This window comes from Nocardiopsis sp. NPDC006139 (genome assembly GCF_040614155.1).
Classification (GTDB): Bacteria; Actinomycetota; Actinomycetes; order Streptosporangiales; family Streptosporangiaceae; genus Nocardiopsis; species Nocardiopsis changdeensis.
This window is the reverse complement of sequence record NZ_JBEXTT010000006.1, coordinates 1-20833: the sequence shown is the minus strand read 5'-3', so window position 1 is coordinate 20833 and position 20833 is coordinate 1. Positions and strand designations below refer to the sequence as shown.

General features: G+C 74.7%; 19 protein-coding genes. 8 read left to right on the top strand and 11 right to left on the bottom strand.

Features of this window, described 5'->3' with window-relative positions; all coding sequences use genetic code 11:
- Nucleotides 1-84: 84 nt before the first annotated feature.
- A complete protein-coding gene (locus ABZ249_RS09445) occupies nt 85-663 on the top strand; it encodes a hypothetical protein (protein WP_355259672.1) in 579 nt (192 codons plus the stop codon).
- Complete coding sequence (locus tag ABZ249_RS09440; protein ID WP_355259669.1) at nt 656-937, top strand: hypothetical protein; 282 nt, start codon at nt 656-658, stop codon at nt 935-937. Before ABZ249_RS09445 ends, ABZ249_RS09440 begins: the two co-directional genes overlap by 8 nt.
- Before the next feature lie 57 nt (nt 938-994).
- Here the strand turns inward: ABZ249_RS09440 and dapB are convergent, their stop codons facing one another.
- Nucleotides 995-1738, bottom strand: coding sequence for a 4-hydroxy-tetrahydrodipicolinate reductase (gene dapB, locus ABZ249_RS09435; protein ID WP_355259667.1), 744 nt, complete (start codon nt 1736-1738; stop codon nt 995-997).
- A gap of 77 nt (nt 1739-1815) precedes the next feature.
- Between dapB and ABZ249_RS09430 the strand changes: the two genes are divergently transcribed.
- Complete coding sequence (locus tag ABZ249_RS09430; protein WP_355259664.1) at nt 1816-2535, top strand: VIT family protein; 720 nt, start codon at nt 1816-1818, stop codon at nt 2533-2535.
- Between the two features lie 33 nt (nt 2536-2568).
- Here ABZ249_RS09430 and egtD read toward each other — a convergent pair whose 3' ends face one another.
- The 9 genes from egtD to ABZ249_RS09385 form a co-directional block, all read right to left on the bottom strand.
- On the bottom strand, nt 2569-3546 hold the full coding sequence (gene egtD, locus ABZ249_RS09425) for an L-histidine N(alpha)-methyltransferase (protein WP_355259661.1): 978 nt from the start codon (nt 3544-3546) through the stop codon (nt 2569-2571).
- 13 nt (nt 3547-3559) lie between these two features.
- Nucleotides 3560-4291 carry an ergothioneine biosynthesis protein EgtC gene (egtC, locus tag ABZ249_RS09420; protein ID WP_355259658.1) on the bottom strand — a complete coding sequence of 244 codons (732 nt, stop codon included), beginning with the start codon at nt 4289-4291 and terminating at the stop codon, nt 3560-3562.
- Nucleotides 4291-5634 carry an ergothioneine biosynthesis protein EgtB gene (gene egtB / locus ABZ249_RS09415; protein WP_355259655.1) on the bottom strand — a complete coding sequence of 448 codons (1344 nt, stop codon included), beginning with the start codon at nt 5632-5634 and terminating at the stop codon, nt 4291-4293. Before egtB ends, egtC begins: the two co-directional genes overlap by 1 nt.
- The gene (egtA, locus tag ABZ249_RS09410) at nt 5631-6914 is read right to left on the bottom strand and encodes an ergothioneine biosynthesis glutamate--cysteine ligase EgtA (protein ID WP_355259653.1); all 1284 of its coding nucleotides are present in this window, start codon (nt 6912-6914) and stop codon (nt 5631-5633) included. Before egtA ends, egtB begins: the two co-directional genes overlap by 4 nt.
- A gap of 410 nt (nt 6915-7324) precedes the next feature.
- Complete coding sequence (locus tag ABZ249_RS09405) at nt 7325-8389, bottom strand: ABC transporter ATP-binding protein (RefSeq protein ID WP_355259650.1); 1065 nt, start codon at nt 8387-8389, stop codon at nt 7325-7327.
- Complete coding sequence (locus tag ABZ249_RS09400) at nt 8386-9384, bottom strand: ABC transporter ATP-binding protein (RefSeq protein WP_355259647.1); 999 nt, start codon at nt 9382-9384, stop codon at nt 8386-8388. Before ABZ249_RS09400 ends, ABZ249_RS09405 begins: the two co-directional genes overlap by 4 nt.
- Nucleotides 9381-10328 (bottom strand): ABC transporter permease, encoded by a 948-nt coding sequence (locus ABZ249_RS09395; RefSeq protein WP_355259644.1) that lies wholly within the window; start codon nt 10326-10328, stop codon nt 9381-9383. Before ABZ249_RS09395 ends, ABZ249_RS09400 begins: the two co-directional genes overlap by 4 nt.
- Nucleotides 10325-11392 carry an ABC transporter permease gene (locus tag ABZ249_RS09390; RefSeq protein ID WP_355259642.1) on the bottom strand — a complete coding sequence of 356 codons (1068 nt, stop codon included), beginning with the start codon at nt 11390-11392 and terminating at the stop codon, nt 10325-10327. The genes ABZ249_RS09395 and ABZ249_RS09390 overlap by 4 nt, the downstream gene beginning before the upstream one ends.
- Entirely contained in the window at nt 11389-13242 is a 1854-nt protein-coding gene (locus tag ABZ249_RS09385) for an ABC transporter substrate-binding protein (protein WP_355259640.1), read from the bottom strand. Before ABZ249_RS09385 ends, ABZ249_RS09390 begins: the two co-directional genes overlap by 4 nt.
- 232 nt (nt 13243-13474) lie before the next feature.
- On the opposite strand from ABZ249_RS09385, the gene ABZ249_RS09380 reads away from it, so the two are divergent.
- The 5 genes from ABZ249_RS09380 (at nt 13475) to ABZ249_RS09360 (ending at nt 19733) form a co-directional block, all read left to right on the top strand.
- Nucleotides 13475-14191 (top strand): metal-dependent hydrolase, encoded by a 717-nt coding sequence (locus tag ABZ249_RS09380; RefSeq protein WP_355259637.1) that lies wholly within the window; start codon nt 13475-13477, stop codon nt 14189-14191.
- 88 nt (nt 14192-14279) lie between these two features.
- Nucleotides 14280-14939, top strand: coding sequence for a class I SAM-dependent methyltransferase (locus ABZ249_RS09375; protein WP_355259634.1), 660 nt, complete (start codon nt 14280-14282; stop codon nt 14937-14939).
- A gap of 214 nt (nt 14940-15153) precedes the next feature.
- Complete coding sequence (locus tag ABZ249_RS09370) at nt 15154-16299, top strand: exonuclease SbcCD subunit D (protein ID WP_355259631.1); 1146 nt, start codon at nt 15154-15156, stop codon at nt 16297-16299.
- A complete protein-coding gene (locus ABZ249_RS09365) occupies nt 16299-19271 on the top strand; it encodes an SMC family ATPase (protein ID WP_355259628.1) in 2973 nt (990 codons plus the stop codon). Before ABZ249_RS09370 ends, ABZ249_RS09365 begins: the two co-directional genes overlap by 1 nt.
- Nucleotides 19272-19319: 48 nt before the next feature.
- Entirely contained in the window at nt 19320-19733 is a 414-nt protein-coding gene (locus ABZ249_RS09360) for a hypothetical protein (protein WP_355259626.1), read from the top strand.
- A 53-nt stretch (nt 19734-19786) separates the two neighbouring features.
- Here ABZ249_RS09360 and ABZ249_RS09355 read toward each other — a convergent pair whose 3' ends face one another.
- Complete coding sequence (locus ABZ249_RS09355; RefSeq protein WP_355259623.1) at nt 19787-20668, bottom strand: TIGR03621 family F420-dependent LLM class oxidoreductase; 882 nt, start codon at nt 20666-20668, stop codon at nt 19787-19789.
- Between the last annotated feature and the right edge of the window lie 165 nt (nt 20669-20833).

Here is a 20833-nt window from a genome sequence, read left to right as displayed (position 1 = left end):
GCGCCGGTGGCCGGGTGCGGCCACCGGCGACTTGTAGGCGGCCCGTGACCGGGCGGAGACCCTTCCCTGCCTAGGTTCGGGGGCATGGCGATCCCCCGCAGGACCGCCGCGGCCCTGGCCGCCGCGGCGCTGACGCTGACCCTGGCCGCGTGCTCGGCCGCCGACAACCCCGCCGAGGGCCCCGGCTCCGGCGACACCTCCCTCGACCGTGGCGGTGCGCCCCTGGAGTCCTCCTCCACGCCCGCGACCACCGGTGGGCAGGTCCACACACGTGCCGCCGGACGGATCCGGCAGGCGGACGTGGAGGTGGACGTCCACACGCTGGAGCGGGTCGGCGAGGACCTCGTCGAACTGACCCTGACGATCCATGTCATCGGAGGCGGCCTCCTCGCCCGCGACCTCGCGTCCCCGGAGACCTCGGAGCAGGAGGTCACCGACATGGCGGCGTTCGAGCTCGTCGACGCGGAGAACGGCCGGGTGCACCGGGTCGCCACCGATTCCGAGGGGCGGTGCGTGTGCTCCCGGCTCGAACCGTCGCTGGAACTGTGGCCCGAGGACTCCCTGACCCTCAGCGCGACCTTCGCCGCTCCGCCGAAGGACGTGCACGAGATGGACGTGCGCGTCCCCGGCATGCCGACGTTCACCGGGGTCCCCGTTGCCTGAGGGAACCGACGGGGAGAGGACCTACTCCACGGTCCGCCTCAACTGCTGCATGGTGCTGCTGATCGGCCCCGTCATCGTTGTGACGCTCGTTCTCACCCTGGCCGTCCTGGTACTGCTCGACTGGGGAGAGTCCGCCAGGGAGCCGCGGGCCTATGTGCCCGAGGTGAACCGGAGCCCGGTGGCCACCGCGCCGGTGGAGGACGTCACGGCGCCGGTCGAGGAGGTCGAGGCGCCGGTGGACGGCATCGAGGCGCCCGTCGTGGAGGCCCCCTGACCCCGGACGCGCGGCCGCCCCGGGCCGCGGCGCGGCCCGGGGCGGGAGGTCGGCGGCTCAGTTCAGGTCGAGCAGCGGCTCCAGGCCCACGGTCAGCGGGTCGGGCAGGTCGGCGACCCTGCGCACGCCCAGCAGCACGCCGGGCATGAACGAGGCCCGGTTCATGGAGTCGTGGCGGATCTTCAGGGTCTCCCCGTCGGTGCCGAACACGACCTCCTGGTGGGCGATCAGGCCCTGGATGCGCAGCGCGTGCACCCGCACCCCGTCCACGTCGGCGCCGCGGGCGCCGGGGATCTCGGCGGTGGTGGCGTCGGGCATCGGGCCCACCCCGGCCGCCCGGCGGGCCCCGGCGACCAGCTCGGCGGTGTGGTACGCGGTCCCGCTGGGGGCGTCCGCCTTGTTGGGGTGGTGCAGCTCGATGATCTCGGTCGACTCGAAGTAGGGGGCGGCCTTGGCCGCGAAGTGCATCATCAGCACCGCGGCGATGCCGAAGTTGGGCGCGATGAGCACCTTGGCGCCGGGCCGGGCCGCCAGCATCCCGCGCACCCGGTTCAGCTTCTCCTCGTCGAAGCCGCTGGTGCCGACGACGGCGTGGACGCCGCGGCCGATCAGCCACTCCAGGTTGTCCATGACGACGTCGGGGTGGGTGAAGTCGACGACGTAGTCGGCCCCCAGCACCCGCTCCCGGTCCTGGCCGGCGTCGGCGCCGCCGACGAACTCCATGTCGTCGGCCGCCCGGACCGCGTTGACGACCTCTGACCCCATGCGCCCTTCGGCGCCGAAAACTCCTACCTTGAACACGGCACGAGCGTATCGGATCGCCGCGGCCCCGCGTGGTGCGACCTGGGGCGGGACCGGTCGCGTGCGACGATCGGCCCATGACGGACGAGGACCGCGCGGACGGCCCGCCGGACGCCCGGCACCGCCTGGGCTCCCTGCTGAACGGGCTGCGCGCGACGGTGCTGGGCGCCAACGACGGCATCGTCTCCACCGCCGGCCTGGTGGTGGGCGTGGCGGGCGCCACCCCGCACCGCGGCGCCCTGCTGGTGGCGGGGATCGCGGGCACCCTGGCCGGGGCGCTGTCGATGGCGGCGGGCGAGTACGTGTCGGTGAGCACCCAGCGCGACACCGAGCGGGCCGCGCTGGCCCGGGAGCGGCGCGAGCTGGCCGCCGACCCGGCCGGCGAGCTGGAGGAGCTCGCCGGGATGTACCGCGACCGGGGGCTGAGCGAGGAGCTTTCGCACCGGGTGGCCCGGGAGCTGACCGAGCACGACGCGCTGCGCGCCCACGCCGAGGTGGAGCTGGGGCTCGACCGCTACCGGGTGGACCCGTGGCAGGCGGCGTTCGCCAGCCTGTTCTCCTTCGTGCTGGGCGCCCTGGTGCCGCTGACCGCGATGCTGCTCAGCTCCGATGCCTGGCGGCTGCCGGTGACGGTGGCGGCGGTCCTGGCGGCCACCGGCGCGCTGGGCGCGGTGAGCGCCCGCCTGGGCGGGGCCCTGCCACTGCGGGCGGCGCTGCGGTGCGTGGTGGGCGGGTCCTTCGCGATGCTGGTCACCTACCTGGTGGGCACGCTGGTGGGGGCGTTCACCTCCCTCTGAGGGGCGGGGCCGGGCCCCGAGGACGGCGGGCGGCTACGCGCGGGCGGTGGACAGGCTCAGCGCGAAGTCCCCGGCCGGGTCGGTCCACCAGTGCGTCGGCTCGAACCCGGCCTCCTCCAGCTCCTCCTCCAGGCCCTCCCGGCGGAACTTGGCGGAGATCTCGGTGCGCATCTCCTCGCCCGCCGCGAAGTCGACGTCCAGGTCCAGGGCGGCGACGCGCACGTGCTGGTCCACCCGCGAGCGCAGCCGCATCTCGATCCACTCCTCCTTCTCGTTCCAGCGGGCGACGTGCTCGAACTCCGACGGGTCGAAGTCGGCCCCCAGCTCGCGGTTGATCACGTTGAGGACGTTGCGGTCGAACTCGGCGGTCACCCCCTGCGCGTCGTCGTAGGCCGCGACCAGGCGGTCGGCGTCCTTGACCAGGTCGGCGCCGAGCAGGAAGGTGTCCCCCGGGCGCAGCACCGCCCGGATGTCGCGGAGGAACCCGGCCCGGGGCCCGGGCTCCTGGTTGCCGATGGTCGAGCCCAGCACGGCGATGGTCTGCCGCCCGCCGTCCTCGCGCACCGGCAGCAGGCCCAGGTGGTGCTCGAAGTCGCCGACCACGGCGTGCACGTCCAGGTCCGGGTAGTCGTCGGCGACCCGGCGCGCGGAGGCGGCCAGGAAGTCGCCGCTGACGTCGACGGGGACGAACCGGGCCAGTGCGCCGTGGCGGCCCATGGCGTCCAGCAGCAGCCGGGTCTTGACGCCCGACCCCGAGCCGAGCTCGATGAGCGCCTCGGCGCCGGCGGCGCCGGCGATCTCGTCGGAGCGCTCCTCCAGGATGGCCCGCTCGGCCCGGGTGGGGTAGTACTCGGGGAGTTCGGTGATGTCCTCGAACAGGGCGCTGCCGCGTTCGTCGTAGAACCATTTGGGCGGCAGCTGCTTGGGGTCGGACGAGAGCCCTTCGGCGACGTCCCTGCGCAGGGCCTTGTCCAGGTCGTCGGCGGTCAGGTTGCGGTCGATGCGGAACACGGCGACTCCTCGGTCAGACGATGGGGTGGATCTCGGTCCGCTCCGCCGCGGCCACGGCCACGGAGCCTTCGGGCACCTCCCGCCAGCCCGGGGCGTCGTCGTAGGGTTCCGAGGCCAGGACGACGCCTCCCCCCGGTTCCCGCAGGGTGAACAGGGTGTCCCCGGCGGCGGTGCCCACGAGGGTCTCGCCGTCGGTCGCCAGCAGGTTGTAGCGCCCCTCGGAGTGCTCGCGGGCGTGGCGGACCACGGCGGCCAGCGCTCCGGGCAGGTCGCCGGAGGCCCGCCACAGGCGCACCGCGTGCCCGAACAGGGGCGCGGAGTCCACCGGGGCGCGGGCGTCGAGCACCCCGGCCGGGGGCGGCAGCGCCGCCACCAGGGCGTCGTCGTCCTTGACCGCGCCGTTGTGGCTGAACAGCAGCCGCCCGGCGCGGAAGGGCTGGGCGCTCGCCTCGTCGGTGCCGAACCCGACGGTGGCGTCGCGCACCGCCGCCAGCACGCAGCCGGAGGCCAGGCCGCGGGCCGCCTCGGCGAAGGAGGTGTCGCCCCACATCGGCAGGGCGCGCCGGTAGCGCAGCGGTTCGGGGGTGTCGTCGGGGTACCAGCCCACGCCGAACCCGTCGGCGTTGACCGTGCCGTACTTCTGGAGCCTGGGCGCCCAGGACTGGACGTGGAGCGAGTGGGGCGCCGCGTACAGCAGGTCGTACAGCGTACGCGGCGGCCCCAGGTAGGCCAGGTGGCGGCACATCAGGCGGGCTCCGCGTCGCGGGCGCAGCGGAACCCGCTGAAGATCTGCCGCCGGATCGGCAGGTCCCAGTTGCGGAACGTGGAGCGGACCGCCGTGGGGTGGGTGGCCCACGAGCCGCCGCGCAGCACCTTGTACCCGGAGTCGAAGAACACCTCCGAGTACTCGCGGTACGGGAAGGCGCGGAACCCCGGGTAGCCGTGGAAGGTGGTGGAGGTCCACTCCCACACGTCGCCGATGAGCTGGTGCACGCCCAGCGGGGACGCCCCGTCGGGGTGGCGGCCCACGGTCGCGGGACCGAGCCTGCGCTGGCCCAGGTTGGCGTGGCGGGCGGTGGGCTCCCCGTCGCCCCAGGGGTGGCGGCGGGACTCCCCGGTCGCCGGGTCGAAGCGGGCGGCCTTCTCCCACTCGGCCTCGGTGGGCAGCCGTTTGCCCGCCCACTCCGCGTAGGCCCGGGCCTCGTGGTAGTTGACGTGCTGGACCGGCTCGTCGGGCGGCACCAGCTCGCGGCGGCCGAAGCGGCGCCTGGCCCACTCCTCGCCCTCGCGCTCCCAGAAGGCGGGGGCCGCGGCCCCGCGCTTCTCCTTCCACTCCCAGCCCTCCCGGCTCCACCAGCGGCGGGTCTGGTAGCCGCCGTCCTCCATGAACTCCCGGTAGGCGGCGTTGGTGACGGGCGCGGTGTCGATGAAGTAGGCGGGCAGGTCGACGGTGAAGGCGGGCTTCTCGTTGTCGTAGGCCCAGGGGTCGTCGTCGGTGCCCATCGTGAAGGGCCCGGCGGGGACCAGTGCCTCGGCCTCCGCGGGCGGGCGCAGGGGCGCGACGGCGGGCGCCTCCTCCAGCAGCACGGGGGCGCCCCGGCGCAGCTGGTGGGTGGCGAGCATGGTCTCGTCGTGCTGGTGCTCGTGCTGGATGACCATGTGGTAGACGAACCCGGCGTCCAGCAGGCCGGGCGGGTCGTCGGGCCCGCGCGGGGCGGGCACGGTGAGGTCGACGCCGTCCAGGGCGTCCAGGACCTCCCGGCGGACCCGCTCGTTGTAGTCGCGGGCCTCCTGCGGGCGCAGCAGGGGCAGGTCGACGCGCTCGGCGCGGGGGTTCTCGAAGGCGTCGTAGAGGTGGTCGATGTCGGGGCGCAGGGCCTCGCGCCCGGCGGCGGCCCGCAGCAGCCACTGCTCCTCGTAGTTGCCGATGTGCGCCAGGTCCCAGACCAGCGGCGACATCAGCGGCGAGTGCTGGGTGAGCAGCTCCTCGTCGTCGAGGGCGTCCAGGGTGAGGCCGAGGCTGCGCCGCCTGCCGCGGTCGAGCTCGGCGGCGATGCGCTCCTTGGAGATGTCCTGTCCGTTGTTCACCGAACTCCTCCACCGTGTCGGGAGTGGCGTTCCGCCGGCCCCGCGTGGGCGGGGCGCGGCTCGGGCACGCTCGGCCGCGTGTCGGCGGGGCTGAGCCCGCGCCGGGTGTGGCGGTCGGCGTAGTCGTCGACGAGGCGGGCCAGGCGCGTGGCGCCCATGCGGGGCAGGGCGTCGACGGCGGCGTCGAGGCAGCGGCGGGCGCAGGCGGCCAGGGCGGGGTCGGCCATGCCGTCTCGGGCCGCGCGCAGCCACAGCCTCCTGTCGGGGGCGGGCCCGCCGCAGAGCCGTTCCACGGCCTCCTCCGCGGCGGCGCGGGCGCCCGGGTCGTCGAAGAGGGCGGCGGCGACCGCGACGGGGACCGGCCACCAGCGCAGCGGGAGGGCGTCGATCATGCGCAGCTCCCACCAGCCGCGGGGGCGCACGGGCGGGAAGAGGGTGCTCAGGTGCAGTTCGAGGTCGGCCGGGGTGGCGGGGCGCGGGCCGTGCCCGGCGATCCACTCGGCGAGGGTGATGCCGGGGTCGGCCAGCCAGGCGCCGCCGCCCCCGGGGGTCTCGGGGACAGCCATGACGGAGGCCCGCAGGGCGTAGGCGGTCCAGGCGTCGGCCGGGTCGGCGGGGCTCCCGGGTTCCAGGACGGGGGCGGTGCGGTCGGCGTCCATGCCCGCCCAGATGGCCCAGCGGGTGGACTTCCAGCCGGTGGGGCGGCCGCGCCAGAGCGCGGAGTTGGCGAAGGCGGCGACCAGGACGGGGCCGAGCCGGTGCGCGAAACCCCAGCGTTCGACCAGGTCGGCGGGGTCGGCCCCGGAGTCCAGGCACACCTGGAGCGAGGCGGTCGCGCACATCATGGTGTGTCCGCCGTAGGTGCGGCGCCCGGCGAAGAACCGGTCCATGGCCTCGTACCGGGGCAGCCGGAGCTGCCGGTGGGGGGTGCGCACGGGATCCAGTGCGGACTCGACCAGGCCCAGGCCGTCCTGGGCGAGGGTCTTTCCGAGGTGCTCCAGGTCCTCGGCGAGCGCTTCGTGCGCTCGGGCCGGGCCGGGCAGGGCGGGCGAGCTGAGCTCGATCTGTCCGCCGGGTTCGAAGGTGACGCGGCTTCCCGCGGGCGGGGGGCCGGAGCCCTCCAGCAGCGCCGCGAGGCGTTCGATGGCGACGGTGGCGCCGGGTGACGCGGTGTCGGTGACGAGCCACTCGGTCTCGGCTCCGACCTTGCCGGGAGGGCCTGTCTTGAAGCAGACCCCGTTGATGTACTCGTGAACGTCGTCCGTGGTCATGTGCGCCATGGGGTGCTCTCCCTCAGGACGTCGCCGCCCCGTGCGGGGCGGCGCCTCCCCTGTCTTCCCCCGGTCTCCCGCGCGGCGAACGTGCCGACCGTCCGGAAACGTGAGCGGATGCGGACAGGTGCCGCATGTGCGACCTGTCTCCGGTTCGCGACATCCCCGGTGACTTCGCCCTTCCCGGGCGACCGGGCCCCTCCCCCTCGCCACCGAAGTGACTCACATCACATTTTAGAGAATCCGATCGCTCCGGAAGGCGGCCGGCTCTCACCGTGCGGATGCGGACCGGTACCTTCCGCGCACGAACGGCCCCGGTCCGATTCGGCCGTGCCCCCGCTCCGCATACGGCGGGGCGCCACAGCGCGTGCCGTGGCGCCCCGCCGTGTGCGGGCGGCCCGGGAGGCCGCCGCCTCCCGTCACCGCGCGCCGGGAGGCGACCCCTCCAGGGCGCGCGCCCAGTGGCAGGCCGTGGCGTGCGTACCCCCGTCACCGGGCAGGACCCCCGGGTCCTCGGTGCGGCACCGGTCGGCGACCCCCGCCCGCTCCGCCTCCCCCGAGGCCAGCACCGGGCAGCGCGGGTGGAACCGGCAGCCCCCCGGCACCTTCTTGGGGTCCGGCGGCTCCCCCGCCAGCACCACCGGCTCGCCGCCGGCCTCGGGCAGCACCGACAGCAGCGCCCGGGTGTACGGGTGCCGGGGCCCGGAGAGGACCTCCTCCACCGTCCCCAGCTCCACCACCCGGCCCAGGTACATCACGGCGACCCGGTCGGCGATGTTCCACGCCAGCCCCAGGTCGTGGGTGGCGATGAGGGCGGACAGCCCCAGCTCGTCGCGCAGGTCCAGCAGCAGGCGCAGGATCTCGCCGCGCACCGACGCGTCCAGGGACGCCACCGGCTCGTCGGCCACCAGCACCTCCGGCTCCAGCACCAGCGCCCCGGCGATCACCACGCGCTGCCGCTGGCCGCCCGACAGCTCGTACGGGTACCGGGACAGGAACCTCTCCGGCGGCCGCAGGCCCGCCCGGGACAGCGCGCGGGTCACCCGCTCGGCCTCGTCGGCCGTGGTCCCCCCGTGGATGCGCAGGCCCTCGGCGACCGACTCGTAGACCGTGCGCCGGGGGTTGAGCGAACCCGTCGGGTCCTGCTGGACCAGCTGCACCCGGTGCCGGTAGGCGCGCAGGTCGCGGGAGGAGTACCGCAGCGGGCTCCCCTCGAAGGACACCGTGCCCGCCGTGGGGCGCTCCAGTCCCAGCAGCACCCGGCCCAGGGTGGTCTTGCCGCAGCCGGACTCCCCCACCAGGGCGACGATCTCCCCTGCCGCCACGTCCAGGTCGACGCCGTCCACGGCCCGGGCGGCGGCACGGCCGCCACCGAACCCGGACGTGAAGACGACCCGCACGCCGCGGGCGCTCAGGACCGGCGTACCGGCCCCCTCCCCGCCCTCGGACGCGGACGCCGACGCGTCGGTCTCCGTGGTGCTCAACGGACCCCCTCCCCGACCGGTCCCACGTGCACGCAGGCGGCCTGCCTCTCGGACTCCCCACGGGCGTCGGGCGCGACCGGCCACAGCGGCGGGTCGACCGTCGCGCACACCTCCTCCGACACCGGGCACCGCGGCCGGAACACGCACCCCGCGGGCGGGTCGGCGGGATCGGGCGGGTCGCCCGGCAGGCCGCGCGGGGCCCGCCGGGAGGCCGGGTCCCCGATCCTGGGGAAGGCCGCCCCCAGCGCCGCGGCGTAGGGGTGGGCGGGGGCGCCCATCACCTCGCGCGCCGGCCCCTGCTCCACGATCCGCCCCGCGTACATCACCGCGACCCGGTCGCAGGTGTCGGCGAGCACCGACAGGTCGTGGCTGATCATCAGCATCCCGATGCCGTGGTCGGCGACCAGGCGCTTGAGCAGGGCCAGGATCTGCGCCTGGATCATCACGTCCAGGGCGGTGGTGGCCTCGTCGGCCACGATCAGCCGCGGCTCGCAGGCCAGGGCCATCGCGATCATGACCCGCTGGCGCTGGCCGCCGGACAGCTGGTGGGGGTGGTCCGCGGCCCGGGAGGCGGGCAGCCCCACCTGGCCCAGGAGCTCGGCCACCCGGTCGGCGACCTTCTCCCTCGGCACCGTCCCGTGGATCAGCAGGGGCTCGGCGATCTGCTCGCCGACGCGCCGCACCGGGTTGAGCGAATGCATGGCGCCCTGGAACACGATGGCGGCCTCCGACCAGCGGACCGCGCGCAGCCGCCCCCACCGCATGGTGAGCACGTCCTCGCCGGCCAGCTCCACGGCCCCGGTGACGCGGGCCGTGCCGGGCAGCAGCCGCAGCAGGGCCATGGCCACGGTGGACTTGCCGCTGCCGGACTCCCCGGCCAGGCCCAGCGTGCCGCCCGGCTCCAGGGAGATGTCCACGCCGCGCACGGCGGGGACCTCGCCGCCGCCGGAGCCGTAGGTCACGTGCAGGTCCCGCACGTCGAGAAGGGAGGTCATCGCTGCTCCCGGAGTCGGGGGTCGAGGACGGCCTCCAGGGCGCGGCCGCACAGGGTGAACGCCAGGGCGACCAGGGCGATCGCCAGTCCCGGAGGCACCATGTACCACCAGATCCCGGAGCTGATCGCGCCCGCGTTGCGGGCGCTCTCCAGGATCCCGCCCCAGGAGATGGTGGTGGGGTCGCCCACGCCCAGGAAGGCCAGGGTGGACTCGGCGATGATGGAGGTCGCCACCAGCAGGGTGGTCTGGGCCAGCACCACCGGCATCACGTTGGGCAGCACGTGCCAGGCCATGACGTGCAGGTGGCCGCCGCCCAGGGCGCGGGCCCGCTCCACGTAGGGCCGGGCCTCCACCGCCAGGGTCTGGGCGCGCACCAGGCGCGCGGTGGCGGGCCAGACCGTCAGGCCGATGGCGAGGATGATCGTGCCGGTGCCGCGGGGCAGGACGGCGGCCAGCGCCACGGCCAGCACCAGGGTGGGCAGCACCAGGAACCAGTCGGTGAGGCGCATCAGGACCGACGACAGGAGCCGTCCCGCGGTGCCGCCGGACGCCCCGAAGTGCCCGGCGGTCATGCCGACCAGGGTCCCCAGGGCCACCGAGACCGCGGTGGCCAGGAATCCGACCGTCAGCGAGACCCGGGACCCCCAGATGATCAGGTCGAGGATGGACCGGCCGTAGTCGTCGGTGCCCAGCGGGAAGCGGGCGCTGGGCGGCTCGAAGGCGGTGCCGGGCGCCCGGGTGACGGTGAGGTCGGCCGGGTCCACCAGCAGCGGCGCGCACAGGGCGAGGACGACCAGGAGGAGCAGGCCGGCCAGGCCGACCATCCCCGCGCGGCGGCGGGAGTACTCGCGGGCGAACGAGCGCAGCGCCTCGCGGCGCCTGCGGCGGGCCAGGGCCCGCGGGGACGGGGGCGCGGCGGACGGCGGGGCCGCGGCTGTGTTCATGGGCGCACCCTGGGGTCGAGCAGCGGGTAGACCAGGTCGGCGACGAGGTTCATGACGATCACCGAGGCCGCGAACACCACGAACAGGCCCTGGACCAGGCCCAGGTCGGGCACGCTCAGGCCGGAGTAGAAGAGGCGCCCCAGCCCCGGCCAGGAGAACACGGTCTCGACGAGGATGACCCCGGAGACCACCTGGCCCAGGTTGAGGAAGATGAGGGTGACGGTGGGCAGCAGGGCGTTGGGCACGGCGTGCCTGCGGCGCACCAGCGCGTCGGTCAGGCCCTTGGCCCGCGCGGTGGTGAGGTAGTCGGCGTCCTTCTCGTCCATGAGGGACGAGCGCATGATCATCAGGTACTGCGCGTAGATGACCGCGACCATGGTGGCGACCGGCAGGACCATGTGCCAGGCCGTGTCCAGGGCGACGTTCCAGAACCCGGTGACACCGGGCGCGGTCATGCCGCCGGTCGGGAACAGCCCGGGCAGCGGGTCGCGGCCGGACGCGAACAGGACGATGAGCAGCAGGCCCAGCCAGAACGTGGGCACCGACCAGAAGAACAGGGCCACCGTGGTGTTGACCCGGTCGCCCGCGCTCCCGGGCCGCCAGCCCGAGCGCACGCCCAGGAGCAGGCCCAGCAGGGCGGCGATGACGGTTCCGGTCCCGGCGAGCAGGACCGTGGGCCCCAGCGCGTCCAGGATGAGCTCGGCGACCGGCCTGCGGTACTGGAACGAGGTGCCCAGGTCCAGCCGGAACAGGCCCAGGGCGTAGTCGAGGAACTGCTGCCACAGCGGCTGGTCCAGGCCGAACTGGCGGCGCAGCTCGGCGCGCTGTTCGGCGGAGACCTCGCGGCCCTCGGTCATGGCGCGGACCGGGTCGCCGGGCAGGATGCGGAACAGGAAGAACCCTGCGACGACCACCCCGGCCAGGGAGAGCACGGCGGTGAGCAGCCGGCCGCCGACGTAGCGGAGCACGCGCCCGGCGCGGCCGCGGCCGACGGGCCGCGCGGGCCCGGCCGGGGCGGCGGAGGGGACCTCCTCCGCCCCGGCGGTGAGAGGGGCGCCGGTCACTCGCGGTCCTCCGCGGTGGCCCGGCGGCGGAACAGGAGGAACGCGCCGCCGGCCACGAGCACCAGGGCGACGGCGCCGACGCCGATCCACACCCCGGTGGAAACGCCGCCCGCGCCCGCCTGCTCGGCGCCGCCCTCCGCCGGCTGGGCCGCCCAGAACGCCCAGTAGCCGTCCTGGCCCCAGATGTTGCCGCCCTCGGCGGGCTGGGGCAGCAGGGTCCCCTCCTGGATCTGGTCGGTCCGGTAGGCCTCCCGGATGTCCGGGTAGGTCAGGACGTTGACGACGGCCTCCTCGTAGAGGATGCGCTGGAGGTCGTGGATGATCTCGGCGCGCGCGGCCCGGTCGTACTCCTGCAGCTGGTCCGCGTACAGCTCGTCGTACTCCTCGTCGCAGAAGTACGCGTCGCCCTGCATGGTGCCCGGTTCGGTGGGCAGCGCGTCGCAGGTGTGGATGCTGAACACGTAGTCGGGGTCGGGGTTGACCGTCCACCCGGTGAAGATGAGGTCGTACTCGGCGGCGTACAGGGCGTCGCTGAGCACACCGGGGTCGACGGTGAGGTTCTCGACCTCGATGCCGATGTCGGCCAGGCGCTCCACGATGACCCTGCCCGCGCTGACGTTGTCGGGGCGGTCCTGGTGCACGTGCATGCGCAGTTCGAGGCGGTCGCCGTCGGGCGAGACGCGCACGCCGTCGTCGCCCATCTCGTAGCCCGCCTCGTCGAGCATGGCGTTGGCGGCGTCCGGGTCGAAGGCCAGGATCGCCTCCTCGCCCTCCGGCGACCAGTGGAAGTCGGTGTAGCGGGCCGGGATGTAGCCCCCGGCCGCCGTGGCGCGGCCGCCGTGGGCCTTGTCCACGATCTCCTGGTTGTCGATCGCCATCACGATGGCCTGGCGCAGGGTGCGGTCCGCGAGCGCCGGGTGGCCGTCGCCGAACTCCTCGCCGTCCTGGGTGACGGCGCCGGGGTTGATGGTGAACGCCTGGAACCGCTTGCCGTCGGCGAAGTTGACGGCGATGTCGGAGGTCTCCTCCAGGGCGTCGGCCTGGGCGGCGGTCAGCTCGTAGACGAAGGAGACCTCACCGCTGCGCAGGGCCTCGACGGCGGCGTCCTTCTCGGGGTAGTACCGGAAGACGAGGTTGTCGAAGCCGGGGGCGCCGTTCCAGTGGTCGGGATTGGCCTCCAGCGTGATGCTCTGGCCGCGCTCGTGCGAGGTGAGGATGAAGGGGCCGCTGCCCACGCTGGGCAGGGCGTCGCCGTCGGCCGGGTACTCGGCGAAGGCGTCGCCCTCGCTCTCGACGATGGGCTCCCACACGTGGCGGGGCACGATGGGCACCGTCAGCGACTCCATGGTGGCCTGGGGCTCGGAGAGCTCCACGACCACGGTGTGCTCGTCGGGCGCGGTGACCTCCTCGAACCCGGCGACGTAGTTGCCGTTGGCGATGGCCGCGGACTCGTTCTCCATGATCGTGGTGAGCGTCCACACCACGTCGTCGGAGGTGAGCGGTTCGCCGTCGGAGAAGGTGACGTCGTCGCGCAGGTGGAAGGTCCAGGTCAGGCCGTCCTCGCTGGTCTCCCAGCTCTCCGCCAGGGCCGGGGCGGGGTTGCTCGTCTCCTGGTCGTTGGTGACCAGCGAATCGTAGACGTGGGACAGGATGTTGGTGGTGACGGCGAGCTGCGCGGTGAACGGGTTGAAGGAGTCCACCTGCTGGGCGATCGCCACCGTGAGCGTGCTCCCGTCGGCGGGGGCGGCGGAGGCGGGGGCGGCCGCGGTCCCGACGACCAGCAGCAGAGCGGTTCCCGTGGCCGCCGCCCTACAGAGCGGCGACACGGTCGGAGGGTGATGGGAGTGCATCTGGGCCCCTGTCAGGATCGTGGGGTGGTGGCCTGGGCCACCAGGGGGTAGTTGGTTGTCTACCAACGGACCGAGAGAAGCGTCAATGACCTACAAGGTGCGCCGTGACATCGCAATACATTCGCGGCCGAGCGCGGTCACAGAGGGGTTTCCCGGGCGTTAAGTGCCAAATGGGCAGACCGTAATGACCCCGCCTTGGCACTGTTGTTCGTACTCCGCTACGGTTCCCGCCATGATGGGGCACTCTCACGCACTGAGCGGCGTGGTCGGCTGGATGGCGGTCGTACCGCTCGTCCAGGGGACGCAATTCCTGGGTCTGGACTTCAACCTCGGCCCGAGCGAGATCATCGCCGGCTCCCTGGTGTGCGCGGGAGCGGCCCTGCTCCCGGACGTGGACCACAAGAGCGCGACGGTCACCAAGACCTACGGCAAGGTCACCGAGGTGCTGAGCGACATGCTGTCGTTCCTCTTCGGCGGCCACCGGATGGGCACCCACTCCTTCTTCTTCGCGGTCCTCATGGGCGTGATCGTGCAGCTCCTGGCCCTGTGGTCGGAGCTGGCGGTGCAGATCTTCGTGTTCCTGCTGATCGGCATCGCGCTCCAGGGCCTGGGTTTCGGACTGGACAAGAACCGGACCGCGTCGGGGGTCATCAACGCGCTGGCGACGGCGGCGATCACCCTGGCCCTGTTCTCCGCCGGGACCAACTACACCTGGCTGGGGCTGGCGGTCGCCTTCGGTGTGGTCCTGCACTTCCTCGGCGACATGATCACCAAGATGGGCGTGCCGATCTTCTGGCCGTTCTGGAAGAAGCGCATCGGCCAGAACCTGGGCTTCAAGACCGACGGCCCGGTAGAGCAGAAGGTGGTCACCCCCCTGCTCACGGTCGGCGTGATCGTCGGCTCCATCTACCTCTTCGACTGGCCGGCCCTGCTCCCCGAAGGGCGCTGACCCCGCCCGGCTCCCCCGTTCCCCGGCCCCGCCCGTGTCGGCGGGGCCTTTCGCCGTCCGGACCCGGGCCCGGGCTAGGGTGGGCGCCGTGACACGAACCACAGAGAGCCTCACCCCGGAACTGTACGAATACCTCGTCGCACAGGGCACTCCGGTCGACGGCGTGCTGGCCGACCTGGTCGAGGAGACCGCCCGCCTGTTCCCCGAGAGCAAGGGGATGCAGATCGGGCCCGAGCAGGGCACGTTCACCACCCTGCTCACCCGGATCTCCGGTGCCCGCGACGCCGTGGAGATCGGCACCTTCACCGGCTACTCGTCGATCTGCCTGGCCCGTGGCCTGCCCGAGGACGGCACGCTGCTGGCCCTGGACGTCAGCGACGAGTGGACCTCCGTCGCCCGCCGCTACTGGGAGCGGGCCGGGGTCGCCGACAGGATCACCCTCCGGCTGGGCCCGGCGCTGGAGTCCCTGCGCGCCCTGCCCGCCGAGCCCCGGTTCGACCTGGCCTTCATCGACGCGGACAAGGAGGGCTACGTCGACTACTGGGAGGAGCTCGTCCCGCGCATGCGCGCCGGCGGGATCCTGCTGGCCGACAACACGCTCTCCCACGGCCGTGTGGTCGACGGCACCGACACGACGGCGCGCGTCCAGGGCATCCGCGACTTCAACGCCCGCCTGGTCGCCGACGACCGGGTCACCCAGGTCCTGCTCCCCATCGGCGACGGCCTGACCCTGGCCCGCAAGAACTGAGCTGTGCTCTCCTGAACCTCCGCTCCGGTTCGTGCCCTGCGCCCCTCGAGGGCGGGGACCTCACGGACCCCCGGCGGCACAGGAGAGCGTTCAACAGCGGGCACCGGGCGGCGCGGCGCCGTCCGTACGGCCCGTACGGCTGTGCGCGGTATCGCCTCCCCGGGCGACGGTTTCCCCACCCGGAACCGTCGCCCCTTCGATAGTGTCCGGTTCCATGCGGTTGCTGCACACCTCCGACTGGCACCTGGGCCGCTCCTTCCACCGGGAGAACCTCCTCGACGCCCAGGCCGCCTTCCTCGACCACCTCGTCGACACCGTCCGGGAGCGGGCGGTCGACGTCGTGCTCGTGGCGGGCGACCTCTACGACCGGGCCCTGCCGCCGGTGGACGCCGTGCGCCTCTTCGACCGGGCGCTGGGGCGCATCCGGGACACCGGCGCGCGGGCCGTCCTCATCGCGGGCAACCACGACTCCACGGCCCGGCTGTCGTTCGCCTCCGGGCTCATCGACGCCTCCGGGATCCACCTGCGCGGCACGCTGGACGGCATCGGCGAACCGGTGCTCATCGAGGACCGGCACGGACCCGTCGCGTTCTACGGCATCCCCTACCTGGAGCCGGAGATCGCCCGCCACCACTGGGGGCTGGACGAGCGCGGGCACCCGGCGGTCCTGGGGCACGCCATGGACCTGGTCCGCGCCGACCTGGCCCGGCGGCCCGGCACCCGCTCCGTGGTGCTCTCGCACGCCTTCGTCGCGGGCGGCGAGCCCTCCGACAGCGAACGCGACATCTCCGTGGGCGGCGCCTCGCACGTGCCCGCCTCCGTGTACGCCGGCGTCGACTACACCGCCCTGGGCCACCTGCACGGGCGCCAGACCCTCACCCCCGCGGTCCGCTACTCCGGAACCCCGCTGGCCTACTCCTTCTCCGAGGAGCACCACCGCAAGGGGTACTGGCTGGTGGACCTGGACGCCGACGGCCTGGGCGGGGTCGAGTTCGTCGACGCCCCCGTGCCCCGGCCGCTGGCGCGGATCCGCGGCCGCATCGACGACCTGCTCGGCGACCCCCGATGGGAGCGGTACACCGGCCACTGGCTCCAGATCACCCTCACCGACCCCCGCCGCCCCGCCCAGCCGATGGACCGGCTGCGCGAGCGGTTCCCGCACACGCTGGTGCTGGAGTTCGCCCCCGAGGGCGGCGCCCCCGCCACCCGGCCGGTGGCCGCGCCGGTGGCGGGACGGGCCGAGCGCGCGGTGATCGGCGACTTCGTGGAGTGGGCGCGCGGCGTCCCCGCCACCCCCGAGGAGACGGCCCTGGTCGAGGCCGCCGTCGAAGAGGTCCGACTCCGGGAAGGACTGCGCTGATGCGCCTGCACACCCTGACCGTCCGGGCCTTCGGGCCGTTCGCGGGCACCGAGACCGTGGACTTCGACCGGCTCGGCGCCAACGGGCTGTTCCTGATCCACGGGCCCACCGGGGCGGGCAAGACCTCGGTGCTGGACGCCGTCTGCTTCGCCCTGTACGGCTCCCTGCCCGGGGCCCGCGGCAAGGACGACTCCTACAAGAGCCACCACGCGCCCCTGGACCGCCGCCCCGAGGTGCGCCTGGAGTGCACGGTGCGCGGCCGCCGCGTCCGCGTCACCCGGTTCCCGCGCTGGGAGCGGCCCAAGAAGCGGGGCTCGGGCACCCTGGTGGAGAACCAGAAGGTCGTCGTCGAGGAGCTCGTCGGCGAGCGCTGGGAGGGCGTGACCACCCGCCCGGACGAGGCCGGGCAGTTCATCGGCGACCTGGTGGGGCTCACCCTGGACCAGTTCTGCCAGATCGTCCTGCTCCCCCAGGGGGAGTTCTCCCGCTTCCTGCGCGCCTCCGCCAAGGACCGGCGCGCCTCGCTGGAGCGGATCTTCAACACCGGCGTGTTCCGGGAGCTGGAGGACTGGTTCGCCGAGCACGCGACCCGGCTGCGCCGGGAGGTGGAGGCCGCCGACCTGAAAGTCCGCGAGAGCGCAGGGCGCATCGCCGAGACCGGCCGCTCCACCGCCCCGGAGGACACCGAGGAGCTGTGGGCCTGGGCGAGCGAGCTGTCGGCGCTGACCGCGGCCGTGGCCGACGAGGTCGCCCCGGTGGTGGACTCCGTGGCCGAGGCCCGGGAGGAGGCCGCCCGCGCCCTGGCCGAGGCGCAGGCCCTGGACCGGCGGCGCACCCGGCTGGCCCGTGCCCGGGCCGGGCTGGACGAGCTGCTGGAGCAGGCGGAGTGGCGCGCCCGGGTCGACGCCGGGCTGGCCGCCGCCGAGCGGGCCGCCGCCGTGCTCCCGCTGCTCGACGAACGCGACGCCCGGCGCACCGCCCTGGCCAAGGCCGCGCTGGTCCGGGACCAGGCCCGGTCCCTGCTGCCCGCGGCGATCGCGTCCGCGGCGGGCGCGCCGGAGCTGCGCGCCGCCGAACGCGGGTGCCGGGACTCCCTGGCCCGGGCCGAGCGCCTGCGCGCGGACGCGCGGCGGCTGCGGGAGCGGCGCGAGGCGATCGCCCGGTTCGACCGGCACCTGGCCAGGATCGACGAGACCCTGGAGCGGGTGCGCACGCACCTGGCCGACCTGCCCGCCGCCATCGCGGACCTGGGCGGGCGCCTGGGCGAGGCGCAGGGCCGGGCGGGGCGGGTGGAGGCGGCCGAGGCGGCGCTGGCCGCCGCCGTGCAGCGCCGCGACGCCGCCGCCGAGCACGGCCGGCTGTCCGCCGAGCTGGAGCGGGCCGAGGCCGCGCACCGCGAGGCCGTGGACGCCGCCCAGGCCGCCCGCGAGCACGTGCTGTCCCTGCGCGAACGGCGGATCACCCACATGGCCGCCGAACTGGCCCTGGGGCTGGCGGAGGGGGAGCCGTGCGCCGTGTGCGGTTCCGCCGAGCACCCGGCCCCGGCCCTGGCCGCCACCGGCTCCCTGGTCACCGCCGGGGAGGAGCGCGCCGCCCAGGCCGCGGCGGACGAGGCCGCCCAGCGCCGGTCCGCCGCCCAGGAGAGGGTGGCCGCGCTGCGCGAGCGGGCCGCCGCCGCGCTGGAGCGCGCCGAGGGGCGCGACCCCGGCACGGCCGCCGCCGAGGTGGCCGAGCTGACCCGGCAGCGCGACGAGGCCCGCGCCGCCGTCGACGAGGCGCGGCGCACGGAGGAGGAGCTGGAGGGGCTCGCCGACCGCCTGGAGCGGACCCGGGCCCACGAGGCCGAGCAGGCCCGGCAGCGGTCGGAGACCGCCGCCCACCGCGACGGCGCGGTCGAGGAGTGCGACCGACTGGCGGCCGCCCTGCACGAGGCGCTGGGCGGGGAGGACGTCGACCTCGACGCCCGGGTGCAGGACCTGCACGCCGAGGCCGAGCTGCTGGCGGAGGCCGCCGCGGCCGTGGAGGAGCACGGGCGGGCCGCGGGCGAGCTGGACACGGCCGAGGCGGCCCTGGCCGAGGCGCTGGCCGGGGCCGGGTTCGCCGACGGGGCCGCGGCCCGCTCGGCCGCCCTGGACGAGCGCGAGCGCCGGGAGCTGCGGTCCCAGGCCCGCCTGCACGACGACGCCCTGGCGGCGGTCCGGGCGACTCTGGAGGACCCCGAGCTGGCCGCCGTCGCCGACCTGCCGCCCCCGGACCTGTCCGCGCTCAAGGCCGCCGCCGACGAGGCCGCCCTGGCCGCCGAGCGGGCGGTGACCCTGCGCGGGCTGTGGCGCCAGCGCGCGGACCGGCTGGCGGCCCTGCGCGCGGAGCTGCGTTCGCGGCTGGACGACTGCGGCCCGGTACTGCGCCGGTACCGGATCGCCGAGGGGATGCGGGCGCTGACCGCCGGGACGGCCAAGGACAACACCGACGGGGTGCGCCTGTCCGCGTACGTGCTGGCGGCCCGGCTGGAGCAGGTGGTGGCGGCCGCCAACGACCGGCTGTACACCATGTCCGACGGGCGCTACGAGCTGCGCTACACCGTGGACAAGACGGTCAGCGACGGCCGGGCCCAGAAGGCCGGTGGGCTGGGCATCCGGGTGGTGGACGCCTGGACCGGCGCCGAACGCGACCCGGCCACCCTGTCGGGCGGCGAGACGTTCTTCAGCTCGCTGGCGCTGGCCCTGGGGCTGGGCGACGTGGCGAGCGCGGAGGCCGGCGGGGCCGACATCGACACCCTGTTCGTGGACGAGGGGTTCGGCACCCTGGACGAGGACACCCTGGAGGAGGTCATGGACGTGCTGGACCGGCTGCGCGACGGCGGCCGCGCCGTCGGCGTGGTCAGCCACGTCGCCGACCTGCGCCACCGCATCACCGGGCGGCTCCAGGTGGTCAAGACCGCCGCCGGGTCCCACATCCGGCACGCCGGCTGACGCCGGTAGGAGCATCCCGGGGACGGGGTCCGGCGGACCGGTGGGAGAATGACCAGCGTGAATTCGCTGGTGGACATCGCTGTGTTCGGAATCGTGGGCGCCATCATGATGGCGGCCCTGGTCGGTCTGCTCCTGGTGGCCTCGGGCCGCGCGGGCGGGATCTCGCCCGGGGTCCAACGGGGCTTCGCGGCCGCCGCCCTGGCGCTGCTGGTGGCGGTGCCGACGCTGGCCGCGATCAACGTGCTGGCGTCGGGGGCGGGCTTCTGGCGGGCGTTCGCGGTGGCCGCCTGTGTGGCGGCGATCGCCGCCGCGGTCAACATCGGCCTGTCGCCGCTGGTCGCCAGGCGCCAGGGCGGCGCCGGGACGGTGCTGCGGCCCTCGCTGCCGGTGTTCGCCGTCGGCCTGGTGCTGTGCCTGGCCCTGGGCCTGGTCACCGCCGGCCTGGCCGCCCTGTTCGTCTGAACCCCTGAGACCCCGGGGCCCGCGGACCGTCCGGTCCGCGGGCCCCGTCCGTTTCAGCGGCCCTCGGCGGCCTCGCGGGCGCGGACCAGCGGGATGACCTCGGCGAGGGCGTCGTCGCCCCGCCCGCCCAGCGCCACCACGTGCGTGAAGCCGTAGCGGTCCCGGCGCCGCACCAGGGCGTCGGCCATCTCCTGCGGGGTGCCCATGAGCAGGTAGGGGTTCTCCCAGAGCGGTTCGTGGTCGGGGACGACGCCCGGCCCCACCAGCTTCACCAGTGCGGCGGCGCTCTTCTCGACGTCGTCGGTGACCTCGACGTGCTGGAGGAGGACGCTGAGCTCGATGTCGCGCCCCGCGGCGCGCTCGCGCACCAGCGCGACCCGCTCGTCGGTCTCCTCGGCGCCCCCGACCCGGAAGACGCCCATGCGGGCCCCCTTGCGCTGGGTGAGGCCGGCGACGCCGACGATGTCGGCGCGTTCGGCGGCCAGGGCCAGGGTGGCCGTGCCGTGTCCGCCGATGAGCAGCGGCGGGCGGTCCTCCCCCAGCCCGGCGTCGAGCCCGTCCACGGCGGCGGCCAGGTCCGCCAGCCGCTCCGCGTGCGCGCGCCAGGGGATCCCGGCGTCCTCGAACTCCCACTTCATGTGGCCGGCGCCCAGGCCGAGCTCGAAGCGGCCGCCGGAGAGCCGGTCCAGGGTGACGGCCTCCCGGGCCAGCAGGGCGGTGTTCCAGAACTCGTTGTTGAGCACGTAGGTCCCCAGGCGCAGCCGTTCGGTGGCCGCGGCGGCGGCGCCCAGCAGGGTGAACGGCCCGCCGGTGTCCAGGTGGTCGGGGGCCAGCAGCAGGTCGTAGCCGCGCTCCTCGACGGTGCGGCAGGTGTCGGTCCAGGTCCGGGCGGTGTCCGCGTCGATGATGTTGACGCCGAAGCGCATCCTTCTCATGCCCCGATCAGACATCATCACCGCCCCCGGCGCCAGGGGTCCGCACGCGAGGGGCCCGCGGACCGGACGGTCCGCGCCCGCCACGACCTGGGTCGACGTCGACGTGCGCATCGGCCGCGACACCCTCGTCGAGCCCGGCACCCGCCTGCGCGGCGCCACCGAGGT

What these genes read in the sequence shown, in the direction of transcription:
- ABZ249_RS09445 (WP_355259672.1), top strand. Translation starts at nt 85, where the DNA reads ATGGCGATCCCCCGCAGGACCGCCGCGGCCCTGGCCGCCGCGGCGCTG.
- ABZ249_RS09430 (WP_355259664.1), top strand. Translation starts at nt 1,816, where the DNA reads ATGACGGACGAGGACCGCGCGGACGGCCCGCCGGACGCCCGGCACCGC.
- egtC (WP_355259658.1), bottom strand. Translation starts at nt 4,291, where the DNA reads ATGTGCCGCCACCTGGCCTACCTGGGGCCGCCGCGTACGCTGTACGAC.
- egtA (WP_355259653.1), bottom strand. Translation starts at nt 6,914, where the DNA reads ATGGCGCACATGACCACGGACGACGTTCACGAGTACATCAACGGGGTC.
- ABZ249_RS09400 (WP_355259647.1), bottom strand. Translation starts at nt 9,384, where the DNA reads ATGACCTCCCTTCTCGACGTGCGGGACCTGCACGTGACCTACGGCTCC.
- ABZ249_RS09395 (WP_355259644.1), bottom strand. Translation starts at nt 10,328, where the DNA reads ATGAACACAGCCGCGGCCCCGCCGTCCGCCGCGCCCCCGTCCCCGCGG.
- ABZ249_RS09385 (WP_355259640.1), bottom strand. Translation starts at nt 13,242, where the DNA reads ATGCACTCCCATCACCCTCCGACCGTGTCGCCGCTCTGTAGGGCGGCG.
- ABZ249_RS09380 (WP_355259637.1), top strand. Translation starts at nt 13,475, where the DNA reads ATGATGGGGCACTCTCACGCACTGAGCGGCGTGGTCGGCTGGATGGCG.
- ABZ249_RS09370 (WP_355259631.1), top strand. Translation starts at nt 15,154, where the DNA reads ATGCGGTTGCTGCACACCTCCGACTGGCACCTGGGCCGCTCCTTCCAC.
- ABZ249_RS09365 (WP_355259628.1), top strand. Translation starts at nt 16,299, where the DNA reads ATGCGCCTGCACACCCTGACCGTCCGGGCCTTCGGGCCGTTCGCGGGC.
- ABZ249_RS09360 (WP_355259626.1), top strand. Translation starts at nt 19,320, where the DNA reads ATGACCAGCGTGAATTCGCTGGTGGACATCGCTGTGTTCGGAATCGTG.
- ABZ249_RS09355 (WP_355259623.1), bottom strand. Translation starts at nt 20,668, where the DNA reads ATGAGAAGGATGCGCTTCGGCGTCAACATCATCGACGCGGACACCGCC.